At 65.1% G+C, this 20,023-nt stretch carries 16 protein-coding genes and 1 pseudogene; 11 read left to right on the top strand and 6 right to left on the bottom strand.

Going from position 1 to position 20,023, the window contains the following annotated elements; genetic code table 11:
- Nucleotides 1–65: 65 nt before the first annotated feature.
- The 3 genes and pseudogenes from ACVWWJ_RS03395 to glnE form a co-directional block, all read right to left on the bottom strand.
- The gene (locus ACVWWJ_RS03395) at nt 66–311 is read right to left on the bottom strand and encodes a type B 50S ribosomal protein L31 (RefSeq protein WP_046966218.1); all 246 of its coding nucleotides are present in this window, start codon (nt 309–311) and stop codon (nt 66–68) included.
- Nucleotides 312–488: 177 nt separating this feature from the next.
- A complete protein-coding gene (locus ACVWWJ_RS03390) occupies nt 489–1,421 on the bottom strand; it encodes a nucleoside hydrolase (RefSeq protein ID WP_456966772.1) in 933 nt (310 codons plus the stop codon).
- Between the two features lie 50 nt (nt 1,422–1,471).
- Nucleotides 1,472–4,361 (bottom strand): annotated as a pseudogene (glnE, locus tag ACVWWJ_RS03385) (bifunctional [glutamate--ammonia ligase]-adenylyl-L-tyrosine phosphorylase/[glutamate--ammonia-ligase] adenylyltransferase).
- 133 nt (nt 4,362–4,494) lie between these two features.
- On the opposite strand from glnE, the gene ACVWWJ_RS03380 reads away from it, so the two are divergent.
- The gene (locus ACVWWJ_RS03380; RefSeq protein WP_456966771.1) at nt 4,495–6,387 is read left to right on the top strand and encodes an LTA synthase family protein; all 1,893 of its coding nucleotides are present in this window, start codon (nt 4,495–4,497) and stop codon (nt 6,385–6,387) included.
- 471 nt (nt 6,388–6,858) lie between these two features.
- Here the strand turns inward: ACVWWJ_RS03380 and groL are convergent, their stop codons facing one another.
- Together groL and ACVWWJ_RS03370 are read right to left on the bottom strand one after the other, a co-directional pair.
- On the bottom strand, nt 6,859–8,505 hold the full coding sequence (gene groL / locus ACVWWJ_RS03375; RefSeq protein WP_159892504.1) for a chaperonin GroEL: 1,647 nt from the start codon (nt 8,503–8,505) through the stop codon (nt 6,859–6,861).
- A 60-nt stretch (nt 8,506–8,565) separates the two neighbouring features.
- Nucleotides 8,566–8,859, bottom strand: coding sequence for a co-chaperone GroES (locus ACVWWJ_RS03370; RefSeq protein ID WP_046968171.1), 294 nt, complete (start codon nt 8,857–8,859; stop codon nt 8,566–8,568).
- Nucleotides 8,860–9,053: 194 nt separating this feature from the next.
- Here ACVWWJ_RS03370 and cutA point away from each other — a divergent pair, with 194 nt between their 5' ends.
- The 7 genes from cutA (at nt 9,054) to accC (ending at nt 15,321) form a co-directional block, all read left to right on the top strand.
- On the top strand, nt 9,054–9,377 hold the full coding sequence (cutA, locus tag ACVWWJ_RS03365) for a divalent-cation tolerance protein CutA (protein WP_456966770.1): 324 nt from the start codon (nt 9,054–9,056) through the stop codon (nt 9,375–9,377).
- A 71-nt stretch (nt 9,378–9,448) separates the two neighbouring features.
- Entirely contained in the window at nt 9,449–11,719 is a 2,271-nt protein-coding gene (locus ACVWWJ_RS03360; protein WP_456966769.1) for a protein-disulfide reductase DsbD family protein, read from the top strand.
- Complete coding sequence (locus ACVWWJ_RS03355) at nt 11,716–12,255, top strand: TlpA family protein disulfide reductase (RefSeq protein ID WP_456966768.1); 540 nt, start codon at nt 11,716–11,718, stop codon at nt 12,253–12,255. The genes ACVWWJ_RS03360 and ACVWWJ_RS03355 overlap by 4 nt, the downstream gene beginning before the upstream one ends.
- Complete coding sequence (locus ACVWWJ_RS03350; protein WP_456966767.1) at nt 12,252–12,821, top strand: DUF1415 domain-containing protein; 570 nt, start codon at nt 12,252–12,254, stop codon at nt 12,819–12,821. Before ACVWWJ_RS03355 ends, ACVWWJ_RS03350 begins: the two co-directional genes overlap by 4 nt.
- A gap of 182 nt (nt 12,822–13,003) precedes the next feature.
- Nucleotides 13,004–13,453, top strand: coding sequence for a type II 3-dehydroquinate dehydratase (aroQ, locus tag ACVWWJ_RS03345; RefSeq protein WP_456966766.1), 450 nt, complete (start codon nt 13,004–13,006; stop codon nt 13,451–13,453).
- A 30-nt stretch (nt 13,454–13,483) separates the two neighbouring features.
- Nucleotides 13,484–13,945, top strand: a complete 462-nt coding sequence (gene accB, locus ACVWWJ_RS03340) for an acetyl-CoA carboxylase biotin carboxyl carrier protein (protein WP_159892494.1) — start codon at nt 13,484–13,486, stop codon at nt 13,943–13,945.
- An 11-nt stretch (nt 13,946–13,956) separates the two neighbouring features.
- Nucleotides 13,957–15,321: an acetyl-CoA carboxylase biotin carboxylase subunit gene (gene accC, locus ACVWWJ_RS03335; protein WP_159892492.1), complete on the top strand. Its 1,365-nt coding sequence runs from the start codon at nt 13,957–13,959 to the stop codon at nt 15,319–15,321.
- 779 nt (nt 15,322–16,100) lie between these two features.
- Here the strand turns inward: accC and prmA are convergent.
- A complete protein-coding gene (gene prmA, locus ACVWWJ_RS03330; protein WP_456966765.1) occupies nt 16,101–17,000 on the bottom strand; it encodes a 50S ribosomal protein L11 methyltransferase in 900 nt (299 codons plus the stop codon).
- Between the two features lie 62 nt (nt 17,001–17,062).
- On the opposite strand from prmA, the gene ACVWWJ_RS03325 reads away from it, so the two are divergent.
- The 3 genes from ACVWWJ_RS03325 to purH all read left to right on the top strand — a co-directional run bounded on the left by ACVWWJ_RS03325 (nt 17,063) and on the right by purH (nt 19,955).
- Nucleotides 17,063–17,866, top strand: coding sequence for a zinc-ribbon and DUF3426 domain-containing protein (locus tag ACVWWJ_RS03325; RefSeq protein ID WP_456966764.1), 804 nt, complete (start codon nt 17,063–17,065; stop codon nt 17,864–17,866).
- Between the two features lie 224 nt (nt 17,867–18,090).
- A complete protein-coding gene (locus ACVWWJ_RS03320) occupies nt 18,091–18,324 on the top strand; it encodes a helix-turn-helix domain-containing protein (protein ID WP_052767339.1) in 234 nt (77 codons plus the stop codon).
- Nucleotides 18,325–18,365: 41 nt separating this feature from the next.
- On the top strand, nt 18,366–19,955 hold the full coding sequence (purH, locus tag ACVWWJ_RS03315; RefSeq protein WP_456966763.1) for a bifunctional phosphoribosylaminoimidazolecarboxamide formyltransferase/IMP cyclohydrolase: 1,590 nt from the start codon (nt 18,366–18,368) through the stop codon (nt 19,953–19,955).
- The last annotated feature ends 68 nt before the right edge of the window (nt 19,956–20,023 follow it).

The raw sequence follows: 20,023 nt of genomic DNA, 5'->3' as shown, positions 1-20,023 counted from the left end.
CTCGCCCCGTGTCTGTCTATCCTCGCGAAACGCCACCCCGCAGGCGGCGCGCGGATGGAAGCTTTTTACTTCTGGCCGTAGCGCTGACGGAACTTGTCGACGCGACCGCCGACGTCCAGCGTCTTCTGCTTACCGGTGTAGAACGGGTGCGAGTGGCTCGAGATATCGAGCTTGATCACCGGGTATTCGTTACCGTCTTCCCACTTGACCGTTTCCTTGCTGGACATCGTCGAACGCGTAAGGAACGCGAAATCGGACGACAGGTCCTGGAAAACGACGGACTGGTACTTCGGGTGGATGTTTTCTTTCATGGTCGTGACTCTAAGAATTAGCGGGGTGAAAAGAGCGGCATTGTAACCAGCGGGGTCCGGGACATCAAGTCCGGCCCCCTGCGATCCCTTGCAGGAGCCGATTCATCGGCGATCCCGCGGCAGCGGGGCCAGGTTCCCGCTAGCACCCATCGCCGATGAATCGGCTCCCACAGGGGGCTACACCGCGCCCAGTGCGCCGGCGACCAGGTCGCCGAAGCGGGCCTGGTTTACCTCGAGCACGATGCGCGCGTTCGGCCGGCCGCCCAGTCGGTTGTGCCAGTCGACCACGGTGGCCCCGCGGGTCAGCCGGCCATCCAGCTCGACGGCCACATGCCGGGTTTCAGCACGGGTCACCATGCCCGGATCCAGCGCCACGGCCATGGCCAGGGCGTCGGCAGCGATGAAGCCGGTCCGCTCGTGCTCGGCATTGAACCGGCGCGCGGTGCCGAAGATCTTCTCAAAGAACGCCGCCCGGCCATCACCCCCGGCGACCCAGGCTTCGTACGCCTGGTCCGGAAAGGCATGACGCACGGTAGCCTCCCAGTCGACCAGATCGAACATGGCGAAGGCCTCGAAGACCACATGCGCGGCCTCCGGATCGAAGCCGATGTTGAACTCGGCGGGGACCTTGCCGGTGTTCCCGTGCCCGGTTACCGCGCCGCCCATGACCACGAGGCGCTTCACACGCTGCGGCATCGTGGGATCGAGTCGTACCGCCAGGGCGAGATTCGTCAGGGGGCCGAGCGCGACCAGCGTCAGCTCGCCCGGCCGTTCGCGCGTCAGCCGGATGAGGGCCAGCGCCGCGTGCTCGGCCTCGACCGGATGCTTCGGCTCCGTGAATCCGACGTCACCGAAGCCATCGGCGCCATGCACGAAGGCCGCGTCTTCATCTGGCGCGCGCACCAGGGGCGACGGGCAACCACCGAATACCGGCGTCACCGCACCGATCAACTCGACCAGAGTACGTGCGTTACGAACGGTGTGACCCAGCCCGACATTACCTGCGGCGACGGTGAGTGCAACGACATCGGCGTGCTCATGCGCCATCAGGATGGCGAGGGCATCGTCCACGCCGGGGTCGGTGTCGATCAACAACGAGGGTCGGGTCATCGCAGGTCAGGTCCGTGAACGGCCGGACAGCATAGCGCCGTGCGGCCGCTTCAGACAGCCTGCGGCGAGGTGGCGTCCGCTCCTTCCAGCGCGAAGCCCAGCTCGCGCGCCACCTGGCTTACACCGGCGCATGCGGCGTCCAGCGCCGGCGTGCGTTGAGCGATCCGCGACCGTAGATCGAGCGTGCAGGCCAGACCCATCTGCAAGAGGTCGGTGTGTGCCACGTGCAAGGTATCGGCCTGCGGCTGGGTGAACAGGCCTGCCGAACGCAGTGCATCGATCAGGGTGCTGCTCGCCGTGGTGTCGAGCAGCGCCGGATATTCCGACGCGTGGGCCAGCACCATGCCCTGCAGAACGAACTCGATGTCGATGAGTCCGCCCACGCCTTGCTTGAGATCGAGGCGTGCAGCGTCCGAGCGATCACGCTCGGCGCGCCAGCGACGGCGCATGGCGCTGACGTCGCCGATGACACGCGCCGCATCTCGTGGCGCGGCGAGAATCTCGCGACGGATATCGGCGAGCACGCCCCCCAGTCGCACATCGCCGGCGACCGGCCGCGCACGCAACAGGGCCTGATGCTCCCAGGTCCACGCGCGGTCACGCTGGTAAGCCTCGAAGGCGTCCGCGCTGGCGACGAGCAAGCCCTTCGAACCGTCAGGGCGCAACCGCGTATCCACGTCATACAGTTTGCCGGCATGGGTCTGCGCGCTCAGCCAGTGCATCACTCGCTGGGCGAGGCGCTGATACCACCGCGTTCCGTCGACCGGACGGGCACCGTCACTCATCGCGTTCGCCAGTTTGCCGTCATAGACAAACACCAGGTCGAGGTCGGAGGCAAAACCGAGCTCTTCGCCGCCCAGGCTTCCGTAACCAAGTACTGCAAAGCCGCCGCCATCGCCGGGGAGCCGCCCATGCTGGGCGGCGAGTTCGCGCGTCGCAAGGGCAAGCACGGCGGCGACCACGGCTTCCGCAAGGCCCGCGAGTCGTCGTGCCGTGGCCGGTGCGTCAGCGCGGCCGTCGTTGAAGGCGAGGCCAAGACGGAAGGCGATGCTCGAACGAAATTCGTTGAGACGCTCCAGTTCGCGCTCCGCATCGCGCTCATCGAGCGTACCCAACGAGCGCGCGATCTCGGCGGATATGTCGGCGCGCTTCAAGGGAAGCTGGTCGATACGCGGATCGAGTACGTCGTCCAGCAAAAGGGGCTGGGCGATGACGCGCTCGGCAAGAAACGCGCTATCGGAGAAGACGCCGGCGACGCGGCGACGTGCATTCGGCTGCTCGTCCAGCAGGGCGAGGTAAGAGGACCGTCGCGCCACCGCCTGCACGAGGCGCACCATGCGCAACAAGCTTGACGATGGCGACGTACTGGCGCGCGCGGCACCGATAAGCTGCGGCATCAGTCGCTCCAGGCGCTCGCCGGATCGGGCGGACATGGAGCGCACGGCTGCCGCCTCCGGGAGTTTCGTCAACTGTTCCGCAGCGTCGGCGCCTGTCGGAAAACCCGATGCCTCGAGCGTCGCCGCGCTGAGTGACCCCATCGCGTGCCGCCTTCCACAATTCGATGTCCGCCACCGGTGCCGTCGCGGTCTGCCCCGCTTCCGGAACAAGCACGGCAGCGAACTCGGCCGACACGGCGGCGCGATGCGCTGCCAGTTCAACGGCCAGGGCATCCCATGAGGAATAGTCCAGGCCCAGCGCCAGCCTCTCCCGCGACAGCTCGTCATCGGGGATGTCGTGTGTCTGCGCGTCGCGCAGCATCTGCACGCGATTTTCCACGCGACGCAGGAACAGGTAAGCCGCACGGAGAAGCTTCGCGCGCGCCGTCGGGATGTATCCGCGAGCTTCGCATGCACGCAGCGCTGGCAGGAGCCCACGCACACGCAGTGCCGGATCACGCCCGCCGCGGATCATCTGGGTAAGCTGAACGACGAATTCGATCTCGCGAATGCCACCGGGGCCGAGCTTGAGATTTCCAGCAAGGTCCTTGCGAGCCACTTCCGCGTCGATAAGCGACTTCATCTCGCGCAGACCCGCGAACGCGGTGTAGTCCAAGTAACGCCGGTAAACGAAGGGACGCAGCATGTCCTGCAACTCACGCCCCGCCGTGCGATCACCCGCTACCGGCCGCGCCTTGATCCACGCGTAGCGTTCCCAGTCCCGCCCCTCGCGCTGGTAGTACTGCTCCATGGCCGCAAACGGTAGCGCGAGGCGACCCGCATTGCCAAACGGGCGAAGACGCAAATCGACGCGCGCGCAGATACCGTCGACCGTCGGCTCCGCAAGGAGTCGCACCAGTTGCCGCGCCTCGCGAATGAAATATTCGCCATTGTCCAACGAGCGGGTGCCATCCGTATTGCCCGCTGACGCATAAGCAAGAATGAGGTCGATGTCCGACGAGAAATTCAGCTCATTGCCGCCGAGCTTCCCGAAGCCGACCACCACCATGCGTTGCTCGACGCCGACGCTGTCGCGAGGCCGCCCGAAACGGGCGTGGAGGGAGTTCTCCGACCAGCGCAGGGCAGCGCTGAGCAGGGTCTCGTACAGCGCACTCGTCGATGCGAGTGTTTCGTCGATATCGTCCAGGCCATTCACGTCGCGAAACACGAGACGAACCGCTTCGGCATGACGAAACCTCCGCAGGATGGCCATGCAGCGATCTTCGTCGGCAGGCAGGTCCAGCATGCCGCCGCGCGTCGCCGCGTCAGCCGTCGCGCGGAGGCGCTCGAGACCTGCAGGCGCAAGCAATTCCGGCTGGCGCCGGAAGACGTCGAAAGCGAAGTCGGATGCGAGCAGCGTCCGACGGATTCGTTCGGCCACACCCGCATCGTCGTGAACGGGAATGCGGGCAGCGCGACATGCCGCCATCACGTCCGCGTAACGGTGGTCGATAAGTGCGCGTAGTTCAGGGCTTTCGCGCGGAGCCGGCGTGGAGGCGTTCATGTGGGCCCATTGTGCCTGAAGCGCCAACTTACGAAGAATCGTAGAAAAGTCCGTCACTTCCGCTGACAACCGATTCATGTCCGTTCCGTTACAGTCCCTACCCCATCGGGATTTGGCGCGGAAGTCGGCACCTATGGCTAGCGAATCGAAAACCTGGCGTAATCGTGCGGGGCACATCGCGCTCCCGCTCATTACGGCCGTCATGTTCGTCCTGTTCACGGGACTCATCGACGGGAACCCCGGTGTGGGTACGGACCAGTGGCTGGCCCGTCCGGGACACATGATCGCTAACGCCATGCCTGGCCTGATGCTGGCCAGCCTGCTGCTGACGCTCACCCGGCGCACGTGGCTGTCATTCGGTATCGCTTTCCTCGCCCAGGGTGTCGTCTTCGCGGTGAGCGCGATCAAGATGAAGAACCTCGGCACGCCACTGCTGCCGGCTGATTTCGGCCTCGTCGGGCAGCTGAGCAATGGTGGCCTGTCGCTACTCTCGGGCTATCTTCCCCGCGCGGTCGCGCCTTACCTTGCCATCGTTGCCCTGATCACTGTCGTGGCGCTGCTTGTACGCTTCGAGCCCCCCATCTTTGCGCGCCGTACGTATGGGCGGCGCATCGTCGCCACGTTCGCCCTCGGAGCCCTTTTCGTGACGCTCTTCGCCGGCACGCCCGGCTGGGCGAAAGTCTATGCCGGCCAGCGCCTTGGCATGATGCCGTGGTCGCCGTCGGAGAATGCCGGCTATAACGGCGTTGTTTCCAACCTGATGCAGTTTCACCTGCAGGCCTCGCGCAATAAGCCGAAGGACGATCCGAAGGCGGCGCTTGAACTTATCGGCGCCAACGACACCGCCCTGCGTGAACATATGGCGCAAGCGGCGCGGCACTCCCGCCAACCGCCGGACATCGTCATCATCCAGAGCGAGTCGTTCTTCGACCCTTCTTCGGTCAACGGCTTTGACGAGGACCTCGCACCCAACCTGCACCGCCTGACGCAGCAAGGCAGCGGCGGCGGCCTGCATGTTCCGACCTTCGGCGGCGGCACCATCCGCACCGAGTTCGAAGTGCTGACGGGGCTCTCGCTACGGTACTTCGGCAACATGCGTTATCCGTACCTGGACCTGCACAACCAGGTCGTGCCGAGCATGGTGCGCGCACTGCGTTCGCATGGCTATGAAACCGTCGCCTTGCACGGGCACAACCCGAACTTCTGGAATCGGCCCGCGGCATTTCAGGCCATCGGCTTCGATCGCTTCGTCTCGCGAGCGGGATTCCCCGCGAACGCTAAAAACGACGGCACCTACATGGCCGACAGCGCCATGACGGATGAGATCATGGCGCAACTGCCGGATGCCGGTCCGTCGCGCCTGGTGTTCGCGATCAGCATCGAGGCGCACGGCCCGTACGAAGGCTCCGACAACACGAATGTCGCGGAGCGCGATGCCATTCCGGTCCCGGCAGGCGTTGAGGGCAAGGACAAGCTCGAATGGCAGAACTATGTCTATCACATGCATCACGCGGACGCGGAACTCGGCCGCCTTGCCGACCTTCTGGCAAAGCGGGAACGCCCCACCATCCTGCTGTTCTACGGTGACCATCTTCCGGCCCTGACGAATACCTACAATCATGCAGGCTTCCGCGACGGCCAATCGTTCGACACGCAGATGGTTCCGTGGGTACTTGTGGACGCGCACAACGATGGCCCGCCGCCGGTGCACGGCGACATGGCTTCGTGGATGCTTCCAGGCCTGGTGCTGGAGCGCGCGGGCATTCATGACGACGCCTACTTCGCCCTCACCCAGGTACTCGGTGGGCAGCTTGCTTCGCTCACTCGCTCGCCGGACGCCAACACGGCACCGGAAGACGCAACCACGAAGCAGACCGACACGGCCATGGGCAACATTGCCTCGCTCCGCCTGAAGAACAAACTCGATCCACTGCTCGCACGCTACGCGTTACCCGACGCAGGCATAGACGTGGCGCGCCAGGCAGGCGAAGCAGAGCACGAGGCTGAGGCCGGCGCCGGTCAGTAACCGGGCCTCAAAGAAGGGTCGTCGCGAATGACCGGGGCCGGGCGCTCGGCTTCAAGCCGGGCACTCTTGTGCACCGCACACCTTGCACCTCGCTCGACTTCGACCTCGCGGGCTCGGCTTTGCTTCGTCGGCTCGACCCGCACGAACCTCGGGAATGGAAAGAGTCTTCGGTGCCCACCCTCGAGGCGAGTTCCCGACAAGTGGAGCGGCCGTAGGCCAAATAAGAACATGGGCCGCGGTAGCGGCCTTTCCGGTACGAAACGCGAAGGGGTGTCTGAGCAGCGAGGGTGGGCACCGAAGGCTCTGCGCCTTACGCGGCCAAGCAGCGAAGGCTCTGCGCCGTGACCTCCGGACCCGCCGTGGCGTGAGCTGGTCGCAGGCGCCGCATCCAGCGTCCCCGGAATTCCGCGAAGAACCAAAAAAAACCCCGCTTTCGCGGGGTTCTTCGTGTAGCGAGCCGGTGGGCTGGACTTAGAAGTCCATACCGCCCATGCCGCCCATGCCACCACCGCCGCCACCATGGCCGTGGCCGTCGTCCTTTTTCGGCACTTCCGTCACGGCCGCTTCGGTCGTGATGATCGAGCCGGCAACCGACGCGGCGAACTGCAGTGCCGAGCGGGTGACCTTGGTCGGATCCAGGATGCCGAAGGCGATCATGTCGCCGAACTCGCCCGTGGCTGCGTTGTAACCGTAGTTACCTTCGCCGGCCTTGACCTGGTTGACGATGACCGACGCCTCTTCACCAGCATTGGTGACGATGGCGCGGAGCGGAGCTTCCAGCGTGCGACGGGTGATCGCGATGCCGAGGTCCTGGTCCGTGTTCTTGCCCTTCAGGCCTTCGAGCGCCTTCAGTGCACGGATCAGGGCGACGCCGCCGCCCGGGACCACGCCTTCTTCGACGGCTGCGCGCGTAGCGTGCAGGGCGTCTTCGACGCGGGCCTTCTTTTCCTTCATCTCGACTTCGGTCGCAGCGCCGACCTTGATGACGGCAACGCCGCCGGCAAGCTTGGCAACACGCTCCTGCAGCTTCTCGCGGTCGTAGTCCGAAGAGGTCTCTTCGATCTGCGCCTTGATCTGCTTGATGCGCGACTGGATGCCTTCGGCATCGCCGGCACCATCGATGATGGTGGTGTTTTCCTTGGTGATCACGACGCGCTTGGCATGGCCAAGGTCGGTGATCGTGGCCTTGTCGAGCGCCAGGCCGACTTCCTCGGAGATGACCGTGCCGCCGGTGAGGACAGCGATGTCTTCCAGGATGGCCTTGCGACGATCGCCGAAGCCCGGCGCCTTGACGGCGGCGACCTTGACGATGCCACGGATCGTGTTGACGACGAGGGTGGCCAGGGCTTCGCCCTCGACTTCCTCGGCAACGATCAGCAGCGGCTTGCCAGCCTTGGCGACAGCCTCGAGCACCGGCAGGAGCTCGCGCACGTTCGAGATCTTCTTGTCGTGGATGAGGATGAACGGGTCGTCCAGCTCAACCTGCTGCGACTGCTGGTTGTTGATGAAGTACGGCGACAGGTAGCCGCGGTCGAACTGCATGCCTTCGACGACGTCGAGCTCGTTCTCGAGGCCCGAACCTTCTTCAACCGTGATCACGCCTTCCTTGCCGACCTTGCCCATCGCCGTGGCGATGATGTCACCGATGTTGGAATCGGAGTTGGCCGAGATCGTGCCGACCTGGGCGATCGCCTTGTCGTCAGCGGTCGGGTTCGACAGCTTCTTCAGTTCGGCGACGGCGGCGATGACAGCCTGGTCGATACCGCGCTTGAGGTCCATCGGGTTGATGCCGGCGGCAACAGCCTTGAGGCCTTCCTGGATGAATGCCTGGGCGAGGACGGTCGCGGTCGTGGTGCCGTCACCGGCCACGTCGGAGGTCTTCGAAGCGGCTTCCTTGACGATCTGCGCGCCGATGTTCTCGTACTTGTCGGCGAGTTCGATTTCCTTCGCGACCGAGACGCCGTCCTTGGTGACGGTCGGGACGCCGAAGCTCTTCTCGATCACGACGTTGCGGCCCTTCGGGCCCAGGGTGACCTTGACCGCGTTGGCGAGGGTGTTGACACCCTTCAGCATGCGGGCGCGGACGTCTTCGCCGAAGCGGACTTCTTTAGATGCCATGGTCTTTGAATCCTTAAATGGTTAGTAGGTGAGATCGGGCAGGACGGGGCGAGCGCGAGCTCAGCCTTCCAGGACCGCCACGATGTCGTCTTCCTTCAGGAAGACCAGATCTTCGCCGTCGACCTTGATTTCCTGGCCGGCATACTTGCCGAACAGGACCACGTCGCCTTCCTTCACGCCCATCGGGCGGAGCTGGCCACTGGCCAGGAGGAGGCCGGTGCCGGCGGCGAGCACCTTGCCGCGGGTGGGCTTCTCGGTGGCGCTATCCGGGATGACGATGCCACCGGCGGAAACGCGCTCTTCTTCAAGACGCTTGACGATGACGCGGTCGTGCAGCGGGCGCAGCTTGCTCATGACTTCTCCAAACATGTGTTTGACGGACAAGGAAAAAGGTCCACCCTGTTAGCACTTGGTCAGGGTGAGTGCCAGAATTTTAGCCCTAAGCTTTCCTGATTCGGAAGAGCTATGGATGGTCGACAGATGGCGGCGCCACGAAACCGTTCAAGGCCCCGGGTTCAAAAAAGGCGACGAAGGCCCACAATCGGGGCATGTCCGAACCCATTGCCGTACTTATTGCCTGCCCGACCGGCGAACCTGCCGACTCCCTCGCCCGGGCGCTCGTGGAAGCGGGCCTTGCCGCCTGCGTGAACCGACTGCCCGGCGTGCGGTCCACCTACCGCTGGAAAGGCGAAGTGGTCACCGACGAAGAAGACCTGCTGGTGGCCAAGACCACCCGCGAGGCCTTCCCGGCCCTGGAGCACTTCGTCCTGGCACGTCACGCCTATGAGGTGCCGGAAATCATCGCCCTGCCGGTGGTCGCGGGGCATGCGCCCTACCTGGCCTGGCTCGAAGCCAGTGTCGACGCAAGCTAACCCGGGTTCGCCCGGTCATAATGATCGACGCCTTACGCGGTTCGTCGCCGCATCGCTCCACGGAGATCGCCATGTCGTCGCTTCGCCGCCTTACGCGGAACCTGCTCGCCGCGTTCGGCCTGCTGCTCATTGCCCTGCCCGCGTTCGCGCAAAGCGACGACGACCTGCTGCCGGTGACCGAGGCCTTCCACCTCACCACGGATCCCAGCCAGCCCGGCATGGTCAGGCTGCACTGGCGCATTGCGCCGGACTATTACCTCTACCGTGGCCGGATCAAGATCAAGGCGGCCGACGCCGCAGCGGTGTCGCTGGGCGAGCCGACGCTGCCCGATGGCCTGAAAAAGCATGATGAGTATCTCGGTGACGTCGAGATCTACCACGGCGATATCGAAGCCAGCGTGCCGTACAAGCTGCTGGCGGCCGGCACGACCACTCTCGCTCTGGACGTCCAGTACCAGGGCTGCCACGAAGTCGAGCCCAAGATCTGCTACCCGCCCAATACCGAGCACCTGAAGCTCACCATCGGCGCCGCGTCGACCATTCCGACGGGACCGGCACCGGCTGCCACTCCAGCCGCGACCACCCCCGCCAACGCCACCACCGGCGCGTCGCTGCTGGGTGCCCCCGCCGCCGTGCCCGGCACGGAAGCCGCCGCCCTGCCGGCCGAACAGGCCTTCCGCTTCGAAGCCCTGGTGAAGTCGCGCAACGCGCTGCTGCTGCGCTGGACGATGCCGAAGGATTACTACCTCTACCGCGACAAGACCGAAATCACGGTGGCCTCGCCCGCCGGTGTCACCGCAGGCGAGCCCGACTGGCCGAGCGGCGTCGCGCACCATGACGAGCATTTCGGCGACACCATCGTCTACTTCGACCAGGTAGAGCTGCCCGTCCCGCTCAAGGGCGCGGCCGACGCGAAGACCGCCGAGCTCGACGTCGCCTACCAGGGCTGCCTCGAGAACGGCATTTGCTACCCGGTGATGAAGCGTCATATCAGCGTGGACTTCGGTGCGGGCACGGCTACGGTCGGCGCCCCTGCGGAAACCGCGCCCGCAGCCGCTAGCGCCAGCGCCGCGAAGGAAGTCGCACCTACGCCGCCACCGCCGGGCCTCGTACCGGAGAGCGAAGCGCCACTCGGCTTCGTCGCTGCGATCGGCCTTGCCTTGCTAGGCGGCCTCGTGCTGAACCTGATGCCTTGCGTGCTGCCCGTGTTGTCGCTGAAGGCGATCACCGTGCTGGAAAGTGGTGAGAGCCCGGGTGCGGCGCGCAAGCACGCCCTCTGGTACACCGCCGGCGTGCTGGTGGCCTTCGCCGCCCTTGGCGTCATCATTGTCGGCATCCGCGCCGCCGGTCACGGCATCCAGTGGGGTGCGCAGTTCCAGCAGCCACTGGCTATCGGCATTCTTGTCTACGTGATGCTCGCCGTCGGCCTGTCCATGTCGGGCGTGTTCGAGATTGGTGGCTCACTAGGTAATGTCGGCAGTGGCCTTGCATCGCGATCCGGCCCCTCGGGTGATTTCTTCACCGGCGTGCTGGCCGTTGTCGTGGCCAGCCCGTGCACGGCGCCGTTCATGGGCTCGGCGATTGCCTTCGCCTTCGCCGCTCCCGTCGCTGTTGCCTTCCTGATCTTCCTCGCGCTTGGCCTCGGCCTGGCGCTGCCCTTCCTGCTGATCGGCTTCGTTCCGGCGATCGCCCGCCTGTTGCCACGCCCCGGTCGCTGGATGGAAACGCTCAAGCAGGCGCTCGCCTTCCCGATGTATCTGACAGCGGTATGGCTGCTGTGGGTGCTGACCAAGCAGCGCGGTGCGGATGCCACGGCTCTGGTGCTGGCCGGCGGCGTGCTGCTCGCCATGGCGCTATGGTGGTTCGGCCGCACGCGCAACCGCAGCGGTGGCCTGTCCTGGATCTTCACCGCCGTCCTGGCTGTCGGCGCCGTCGCGGCACTGTGGACCGTACACGGCCTGCCCGCGCAGACGGCGACCACCGTCGCGACCGACGGCATCGTGCCTTATTCGCCCGAGAAGCTCGCCGAACTACGTTCCGCCGGCACGCCGGTGCTGGTCGACATGACCGCCGACTGGTGCATCACCTGCAAGGCCAACGAACATGCCGTGCTCGACACCGATGCCTTCAAGGCCCTGCTCAAACGCACCGGTACCGTGTACATGCGCGGCGACTGGACCGACGTGAACGCAACCATCGCCGCCTTCCTCGAGCAGTACCACTCGGTGGGCGTTCCGCTCTACGTCGTCTATCCGAAGGGCGGTGGTCAAGGCCACAAGCTGTCCACCGTGCTCACCTATGACACCGTGCAGCAGGCACTAGAGGCCGCCACGGCGCCATGACGCGCGGCCCCACCTTCTGGATCGTCGTCCTGGCGATCCTCGGGGCGACAGGCGGCCTGTGGCTCGAGCACCGACGTCAGCACCCACCTCCGCCGCAAGGCGTCACGGTGGCTGACGTCGGCGAGGTGCCGGCGAACGCCACCTTTGTCACGGTCGACGGCAAGCCACGCCAGCTTTCCGACTGGCGCGGCAAACGCGTGCTGATCAACTTCTGGGCGAGCTGGTGCGGGCCGTGCAGGAAGGAGATGCCCCTGCTGGATGCTGCCTACAAACGGTACCAGGACCGCAACGTCGTGGTGCTGGGACTGGCCGAAGATACGGCGGCCAGCGTTCGGAGCTCCCTTGCCGCACGGCCGGTTAGCTATCCCGTCATGCTGGCCGATGCGGACGCTCCTGGCGGCTCACTATCCTTCGGCAATACACGACGCGTGTTGCCCTATAGCGTCCTGATCGGCGAAGACGGGCGTATCCTGCGGCAAAAAGTGGGCACCTTCTCCGGGCCCGAACTCGACGAATGGCTGGCTCCCGCACGATGAACGACACCCCCACGACCGATCTGCCGACTTCCGACGAGGCGACCGAAAAAACCCGGGCCTGGCTCGAGAAGGCCGTCATTGGCCTCAACCTGTGCCCGTTCGCCAAAGCCGTTCATAAGAAAGGCCAGATCCGCTACATCGTCAGCGCCGCTACCCAGCCGCTCGAACTGCTGGACGATCTGAAACGCGAACTCGAACACCTGCGTGACGTGAGCGCGGAAACCACCGACACGACGTTGCTCATCCACCCGGGTGTGCTCGAGGACTTCGAGGACTTCAACGAATTCCTCGAAGTGGCCGACCTGGCCGTGGAAGACCTCGGTCTTGCAGGCGAGATCCAGGTTGCCAGTTTCCACCCCGACTTCCAGTTCGAGGGCACCGGCGCCGACGACATCACCAATTACACGAACCGCTCGCCCTACCCGACCCTGCATCTCCTCCGCGAGGACAGCATCGACAAGGCCGTGGCGGCCTTCCCGGACGCCTCGAAAATCTTCGAGGCGAACATGGCGACGCTGGACGAACTGGGGATCGAGGGCTGGAAGAAGCTGTTCCCCGAGGGGTGATACCGCCCCAAGTGGCAGCGGTCTCGTTGTGGGAGCCGCTTCAGCGGCGCTCCATACTCCCGAGCATGGAAAGTCACGATCTCCAGCGAACTACGGCGATCTTCATCGAACTGGACAACTCGGGGTGACAGGCGCACACTGCGCGGCGTTCCGGAACCCCGGACCCAAGGCACAGGTGAACAGTGGCCAGGATCCTCGTCCTGCACGGACCCAACCTCAATCTACTCGGCGTTCGCGAACCCTCGGTTTACGGACACGAGACCCTCGCCGACATCAATGTCTCGCTGCAGGCCCGCGCCCAGGCGGTGGGTCATGAGCTGAGCTGGTTCCAGTCCAACGCCGAGCACGAGCTGATCGCACGGATCCATCAGGCACGCGACGAAGGCGTCGCCTGGATCCTGATCAACCCGGCCGCGTTTACCCATACCTCCATCGCCATCCGCGACGCCCTTGCGGGCGTGTCGATCCCGTTCATCGAGATCCACCTGTCCAATCCGCATGCACGGGAGGCCTTCCGCCATCACTCGTACATGTCCGATCTGGCCGTAGGCGTGATCTGCGGTTTCGGCGGCGACAGCTATCGCCTGGCGCTCGAAGCCGCCCTGCTCCGCCTTGCGGTGCCCGCGGCTTAATCCCACAAATTCAACCAGAAGGTTTGTCCCATGGACCTGCGCAAGATCAAGAAACTCATCGACCTGCTCGAGGAATCCAACCTCGCCGAGCTGGAAATCAAGGAAGGCGAAGAGGTCGTACGCCTGTCCCGCGTGCCCAAGGGCACCGCGGCACCGCAGATGTACGCCGCACCGATGCAGGCCGCACCGGTCGCCGCCGCTCCCGTGGCGGCACCCGTTGCAGCTGCCGCAGCGCCTGTCGAGACCGGTCTCCCGGCCGGCCACGTGACCAAGGCGCCGATGGTAGGCACCTTCTACGCGTCGTCCACCCCGGGCGCGCCGGCATTCGCCACCGTGGGCAAGCAGGTCAAGGCCGGTGAAACGCTGGGCATCATCGAAGCAATGAAGATGTTCAACCAGATCGAGGCAGACGTCTCGGGTACCGTCGTCGCTGTCCTGGTCGAGAACGGCCAGCCGGTCGAATTCGACGAACCCATGTTCGTCATCGCCTGAGGCCCCACGTCATGCTCGAGAAGGTAGTCATCGCCAACCGCGGCGAAATCGCGCTGCGGGTGCTGCGCGCGTGCCACGCGCTCGGCATCAAGACGGTCGCGGTGCACTCCACCGTGGACCGCAACCTCAAGCACGTCGGCCTGGCCGACGAATCGGTATGCATCGGCCCGGGTCCCTCGGCCGACAGCTACCTCAACATCCCGCGCATCATCGCCGCCGCCGAAATCACCGACGCCCAGGCGATCCATCCGGGCTACGGTTTCCTGTCCGAGAACGCGAACTTCGCCGAACAGGTCGAACAGTCGGGCTTCATCTTCATTGGCCCCACCGCAGACGTGATCCGCCTGATGGGTGACAAGGTCGAGGCGATCCGCGCGATGAAGGCTGCCGGCGTACCGTGCGTGCCCGGCTCGGGCGGTCCGCTGGGCGACGACACGGACGAAAACATCCGCATCGCCCGCGAGATCGGTTACCCCGTCATCATCAAGGCGTCCGGTGGCGGCGGTGGTCGCGGCATGCGCGTCGTGCGCACCGAGGCCCACCTCGCCAACTCGATCGTCATGACCAAGCAGGAAGCCAAGGCAGCTTTCAGCAACGATCAGGTTTACATGGAGAAGTTCCTGGAGAATCCGCGCCACGTGGAGATCCAGGTGCTGGCCGATGGCCAGGGCAACGCCATCCACCTCGGCGAGCGCGACTGCTCCATGCAGCGCCGTCACCAGAAGGTGGTCGAGGAAGCGCCGGCTCCGGGCATCACGCCGGAAATGCGCGCCGAGATCGGTAAGGTCTGCGTCGACGCCTGCCTGCGTATCGGCTATCGCGGCGCCGGCACCTTCGAGTTCCTGTTCGAAGGCGGCCGGTTCTACTTCATCGAGATGAACACCCGAATTCAGGTGGAGCATCCGGTGACCGAACTGGTAACCGGCATCGACCTGGTACGCGAGCAGTTGCTCATCGCCGGCGGCGAGAAGCTGTCGATTCGCCAGGAAGACATCGTGTTCACCGGCCACGCGATCGAGTGTCGCGTGAATGCGGAAGACCCCGACACCTTCATGCCGAGCCCTGGCACGGTGAAGCGTTTCGAGGCCCCGGGTGGCCCGGGTGTGCGCGTCGACACCCACCTGTATGACGGCTACCGCATTCCGCCGAACTACGACTCGATGATCGGCAAGATCATCGTGCACGGTCCCGACCGCGCCACTGCCATTGCGCGCATGCGCATGGCGCTGACCGAGACGGTGATCGAAGGCGTGAAGTGCAACATCCCGCTGCAGCAGCGCATCATGGCCGACGTCGGATTCCAGCAGGGTGGACAGAACATCCACTATCTGGAAAAGCGCATGGCCGAGCAGAAAGAAACGCCGCCTACGACGTGATGTTTCCACTCAAGGGCCGGAGTTGCGCAGCGATGCGCGACTCCGGCCTTTTTTTTGATTCTTCGCGGATTACCGGGGCTTGCGCGCTCGCCTTCAGCCATGTGGGAGCCGCTTCAGCGGCGATGGCCCGTTGGCCGCACACTTGGGCGTCTCGCAAGGAGACCTTGGTGCCCACCCTCGCTGCTCAGACAGTCCTCCGCGTTCGAAAAGGAAAGCCGCTCCGCAGCCATGTTCTTATTGGCCTACGGCCGCTCCACTTGTCCGGAACTCGCCTCGAGGGTGGACACCAAGGTCTCTCACGACGATACGGTCAGCGGGGAGGAGAGCCGCTGGAGTGGGTGTGGCCGCCGAAGCGGGCCGTCACGGCCGTCGTGCTGGTGCATGCATTCCGTTCGGTGAGCGCTTCCTCGCCGCTGCGCTGACTCACGCGGAGAATCGCGACCGTTGCGTTGGAGCGGACCCTCTTGGCGATGGCGATGGCGACGAGCCGACAGCCGAAGCGGCTTCGCTTCGTCAGCTCGACCCCACGAACCTCAGGGTTCAGGAGAGTCTTCGGTGCCCACCCTCGAGGCGAGTTCCCGACAAGTGGAGCGGCCGTAGGCCAAATAAGTACATGAGCCGCGGTAGCGGCCTTCCGGTACGAAACGCGGAGGGGTGTCTGAGCAGCGAGGGTGGGCACCGAAGGCTCTGCGCACTACCCTCCAGGCACCGGAGGCTCTGCGCCGTGACGTCTGGCCCCGCCGAAGGAAAGCATCGCCGCTGAAGCGGCTCCCACAGTGTCAGCCGCGGCGGCGGCCACTGATGCGCACCCAGTCTTCCAGGGTGCGGACTTCGAGATCGTCGAACCATTCCGCGTAGCGCACGAGAAGCTCCTCGTGTTGGCCGTGCAGGATGCCCGACAGCGCGAACGGCGCACCGGGCTTGATGGCGGCGGCAAACGTTGGTGCAAGCTCACCCAGCGGCCCCGCGAGAATGTTCGCGACGAGCACATCGGCAAGCTCGACAGGCGCCTCGCCCGGCAGATAGACGGCCAGATCCGCATGGACGCCGTTACGCTCCGCGTTGTCATGCGAGGAAATGAGCGCCTGTGGATCGTTGTCGATGCCAACGGCGCGCGACGCGCCCAGCTTCAACGCAGCGATGGCGAGGATGCCCGAGCCGCAGCCGTAGTCGAGAACCAACTTGCCTGCCATCTGCTGGCCGTCGAGCCATTCCAGGCACATCGCCGTGGTGGGATGGGTGCCCGTACCGAAGGCCAGGCCCGGGTCGAGTCGCACGACGACGATGTCGCCCTCGACCGGTGGTTCGATGTTCCACGGATAGACCCACAGACGCCGGCCGAACGGCATCGGCTTGAACTGGTCCATCCACGCACGTGTCCAGTCCTGGTCGTCGACCACGCGCCAGGTGATCTGCGCCGGCTCGATGAACGGAAGGTCGTCGGCGATCGCTTCGGTGAGGCCGCGCTTGTCGGTGTCGGCGTCGAACAACGCATTCAGGACGATCTGGTTCCACAGTGGCAGCTCGCCGACGCCGGGCTCGAAGATGGCCTCTTCATCGGGCGTTTCGGCATCCGCATCCTGCAGGGTGATGGACAGCGCGCCGAGGTCTTCCAGCGCGGTTTCGACCCGCGGCTGCTCGGCGGCGCGGATCGTCAGGGAGAGTTCGAGCCAGGGCATCGGGACGGCCATTCGGTAAGCGAGTAGACGATTCTACCGGTCGCGCACGTTATGATCGAACGATGTATACGCAGTGTCCCGAGTGCCTCACGGTCTACAAACTGGAAGCAGAGCTGCTGGTGCCCGCCTGCGGCTGTGTGCGCTGCGGGCATTGCGGAGCGGTATTCAACGCGCTTGGCACACTGGCCGCCCAGCTGCCGCCGGAGCCGTTCACACGACTACCGGAACACGCACTCGACCAGGAACCACCCCTGGCCGAGGTCGCGGTGTTCAGGCCGCGGCCCGTCCCGCACGCACCGGACCATGCCGGTGATGAACCCGTCGATGCCGACGCTGTCGCGGAAGATTTCTCCCAGCTGACCTTCACCCCGAAATTCGCCAAGACGCGTCGGCGCGCCTGGCAAAGCCTCGTATGGACGACGGTCTGCGTGGCACTGCTGCTTGGCCTGGGCGCCCAGCTCGCCTGGGCCAAGCGCGACTCGCTCATCGCCGATCCCACGATCGGCGCGGCCCTGCAGGCCGGCTGCTCCGTCGTCGGCTGTCGCCTGCCCCTGGTCGCGGATCCCGGACACCTGCGGCTGCTCGCTCGCGACGTCGAACAGCATCCCGCTGTGCGGGACGGCCTGCTGATCACGGCGAGCGTACGAAACGATGCATCGTTCGCGCAGCCCTATCCCGTCGTCACCATCGTGCTATCGGACGCCAACGGCCAGCGACTCGCCATGCGGCGCTTCGAGCCGGTCGACTACGTCGGCGATGCCGGCGTGCGCGCACATGGCCTGGATGGCGGCGCGACCACAGCGATGGTGTTCGAGGTGCAAGACCCGGGCCAGCGGGCGGTCGCCTTCGCCTTCAGCTTCGACTGACCGTTCGAAAAAATTTCTTTTTACAAGCCTGCACATCGTCTCCCGGGACGAGTACACTCGATTCCCTTCGCGACGCTCGACCCCCCTTCTACGGTGTGGCCGTGTCGCAATCCAAGCGGCCATACTGAAAAGAACCGACCGGGGACCTGTGCCCTGGCCTGCGAGAGGGGAATGCCTTGAACGCTGTGAGACTGACTGCTGGCGAGGCCGCCAACGAGACCTCCATGCAGAGTGCCCTCAGCGAATGCGTCAGCCGTACCGTCCGCCGTTACCTGGCGGATATCGGCGATACAGAAGGCGGCGAAGGTCTTCACGCACTCGTAATCCGCGAAGTCGAAGGTCCCCTGTTGCGTGAAGTGCTCGCCTTCCACGAAGGCAACCAGAGCCGGGCCGCCGTGGCCCTGGGCATCAACCGTGCCACCCTGCGCAAGAAGCTGGCCGCCCACGGCATTTCCTAAAGGGCCGCTATAATGGAGCGCTTTCCTCCCCGGAAGTGCCCATGCCCACGCCCGATCTCGTTTCCGTCCGCCGCGCGCTCGTCAGCGTTTCCGACAAGCGGGGCCTGACCGAACTCGCCCGACGCCTCGTCGCGGCCAACGTCGAAATCCTCTCCACGGGCGGCTCCGCGAAGGCGTTGCGCGATGCCGGCATTCCGGTACGCGATGTGGGCGACCTCACTGGCTTCCCCGAGATCATGGACGGCCGCGTGAAGACGCTGCACCCGCGCGTGCATGGTGGACTTCTCGGCCGCCGGGGCACTGACGACGCCGTGATGGCCGAGCATGGCATCTTGCCGATCGACCTCCTCGTGCTGAACCTCTATCCATTCGAACGGACCGTGGCCGATCCGGCATGCTCGCTGGAGAACGCGATCGAGAACATCGACATCGGTGGCCCGGCGATGCTGCGCGCGGCAGCGAAGAACTGGAACGATGTCGGCGTGCTTACCGACCCCGCTCAGTACGAAAGTGCGTTGAGCGAGATCGAAGGCAAGGGCGGCCTTTCGCGCGCTACGCGGTTCAAGCTTTCCGTGGCCGCATTCAATCGCGTGTCCAACTACGACGCAGCGATCAGCGATTACCTCTCGGGCGTGACGCTCGACCAGAGCCATACGGCGGTCGCCGGGCATGCCGAGTTCCCCGGGCAGTCGAACGGACGCTTCGTGAAGGTGATGGACCTTCGTTACGGCGAGAATCCCCATCAGGCCGGCGCCTTCTACCGCGACCTGTATCCCGCCCCGGGCACGCTGGCGACCTTCCGCCAGCTGCAGGGCAAGGAACTCTCGTTCAACAACATCGCCGATGCCGATGCCGCGTGGGAATGCGTGCGCCAGTTCGACGCACCCGCCTGCGTCATCGTCAAGCACGCCAATCCCTGTGGCGTCGCTGTCGCTGCCGATCCGCTCGCCGCTTATGAGCTGGCTTACGCCACCGATCCCACGTCGGCCTTTGGCGGCATCATCGCCTTCAACCGCCCGCTGGACGCCGAAACGGCAAAGGTGATCCTCAAGCGTCAGTTCGTCGAAGTGCTGATCGCCCCCGCCGTCGATGCCGGTGCCGTCGAGGAAGCGACCAGGAAAGCCAACGTGCGCGTGCTCGAGATCCCGCTGGGGGAAGGCCGCAATACCCACGACATCAAGCGCGTCGGATCCGGCCTGCTGGTGCAGACGGCCGACGATCGCCAGGTGCAGCGCGACGAACTCAAGGTCGTCAGCAAGCGTCAGCCGACGCCCGCCGAACTGGACGACCTCCTGTTCGCCTGGCGCGTGGCCAAGATGGTCAAGTCCAACGCCATCGTTTATGCCCGCGACAATCGCACCGTCGGCATCGGCGCCGGCCAGATGAGCCGCGTGGTCAGTGCAAAGATCGCCGGCCTGAAGGCCGAGGAAGCTGGCCTGGTGGTGCCGGGCAGCGCGATGGCCTCCGATGCATTCTTCCCGTTCCGCGATGGTATCGACGCTGCCGCGGCCGCTGGCATTCGCGCGGTGATCCAGCCCGGTGGTTCCATGCGGGATAACGAAGTCATCGCTGCCGCCGATGAGCATGATATGGCGATGGTGTTTACGGGCGTTCGCCACTTCCGCCATTAAGAACCTTTGCGGAATCGCCGATGAATCGGCTCCCACAAACGCCGCTTCGAAGGATGGGTTGCGGGAAC

It is taken from the genome of Luteibacter sp. HA06, from assembly GCF_054061215.1.
This window is presented reverse-complemented; position numbering and strand designations above follow the sequence as displayed.

Coding starts and splice junctions, on each gene's coding strand:
- groL (WP_159892504.1), bottom strand. CDS start 8,505: ATGGCATCTAAAGAAGTCCGCTTCGGCGAAGACGTCCGCGCCCGCATG.
- ACVWWJ_RS03360 (WP_456966769.1), top strand. CDS start 9,449: ATGTCGTCGCTTCGCCGCCTTACGCGGAACCTGCTCGCCGCGTTCGGC.
- ACVWWJ_RS03325 (WP_456966764.1), top strand. CDS start 17,063: ATGTATACGCAGTGTCCCGAGTGCCTCACGGTCTACAAACTGGAAGCA.
- ACVWWJ_RS03395 (WP_046966218.1), bottom strand. CDS start 311: ATGAAAGAAAACATCCACCCGAAGTACCAGTCCGTCGTTTTCCAGGAC.
- ACVWWJ_RS03380 (WP_456966771.1), top strand. CDS start 4,495: ATGGCTAGCGAATCGAAAACCTGGCGTAATCGTGCGGGGCACATCGCG.
- cutA (WP_456966770.1), top strand. CDS start 9,054: ATGTCCGAACCCATTGCCGTACTTATTGCCTGCCCGACCGGCGAACCT.
- ACVWWJ_RS03355 (WP_456966768.1), top strand. CDS start 11,716: ATGACGCGCGGCCCCACCTTCTGGATCGTCGTCCTGGCGATCCTCGGG.
- accB (WP_159892494.1), top strand. CDS start 13,484: ATGGACCTGCGCAAGATCAAGAAACTCATCGACCTGCTCGAGGAATCC.
- ACVWWJ_RS03320 (WP_052767339.1), top strand. CDS start 18,091: ATGCAGAGTGCCCTCAGCGAATGCGTCAGCCGTACCGTCCGCCGTTAC.
- prmA (WP_456966765.1), bottom strand. CDS start 17,000: ATGCCCTGGCTCGAACTCTCCCTGACGATCCGCGCCGCCGAGCAGCCG.
- ACVWWJ_RS03390 (WP_456966772.1), bottom strand. CDS start 1,421: ATGACCCGACCCTCGTTGTTGATCGACACCGACCCCGGCGTGGACGAT.
- ACVWWJ_RS03350 (WP_456966767.1), top strand. CDS start 12,252: ATGAACGACACCCCCACGACCGATCTGCCGACTTCCGACGAGGCGACC.
- accC (WP_159892492.1), top strand. CDS start 13,957: ATGCTCGAGAAGGTAGTCATCGCCAACCGCGGCGAAATCGCGCTGCGG.
- ACVWWJ_RS03370 (WP_046968171.1), bottom strand. CDS start 8,859: ATGAGCAAGCTGCGCCCGCTGCACGACCGCGTCATCGTCAAGCGTCTT.
- purH (WP_456966763.1), top strand. CDS start 18,366: ATGCCCACGCCCGATCTCGTTTCCGTCCGCCGCGCGCTCGTCAGCGTT.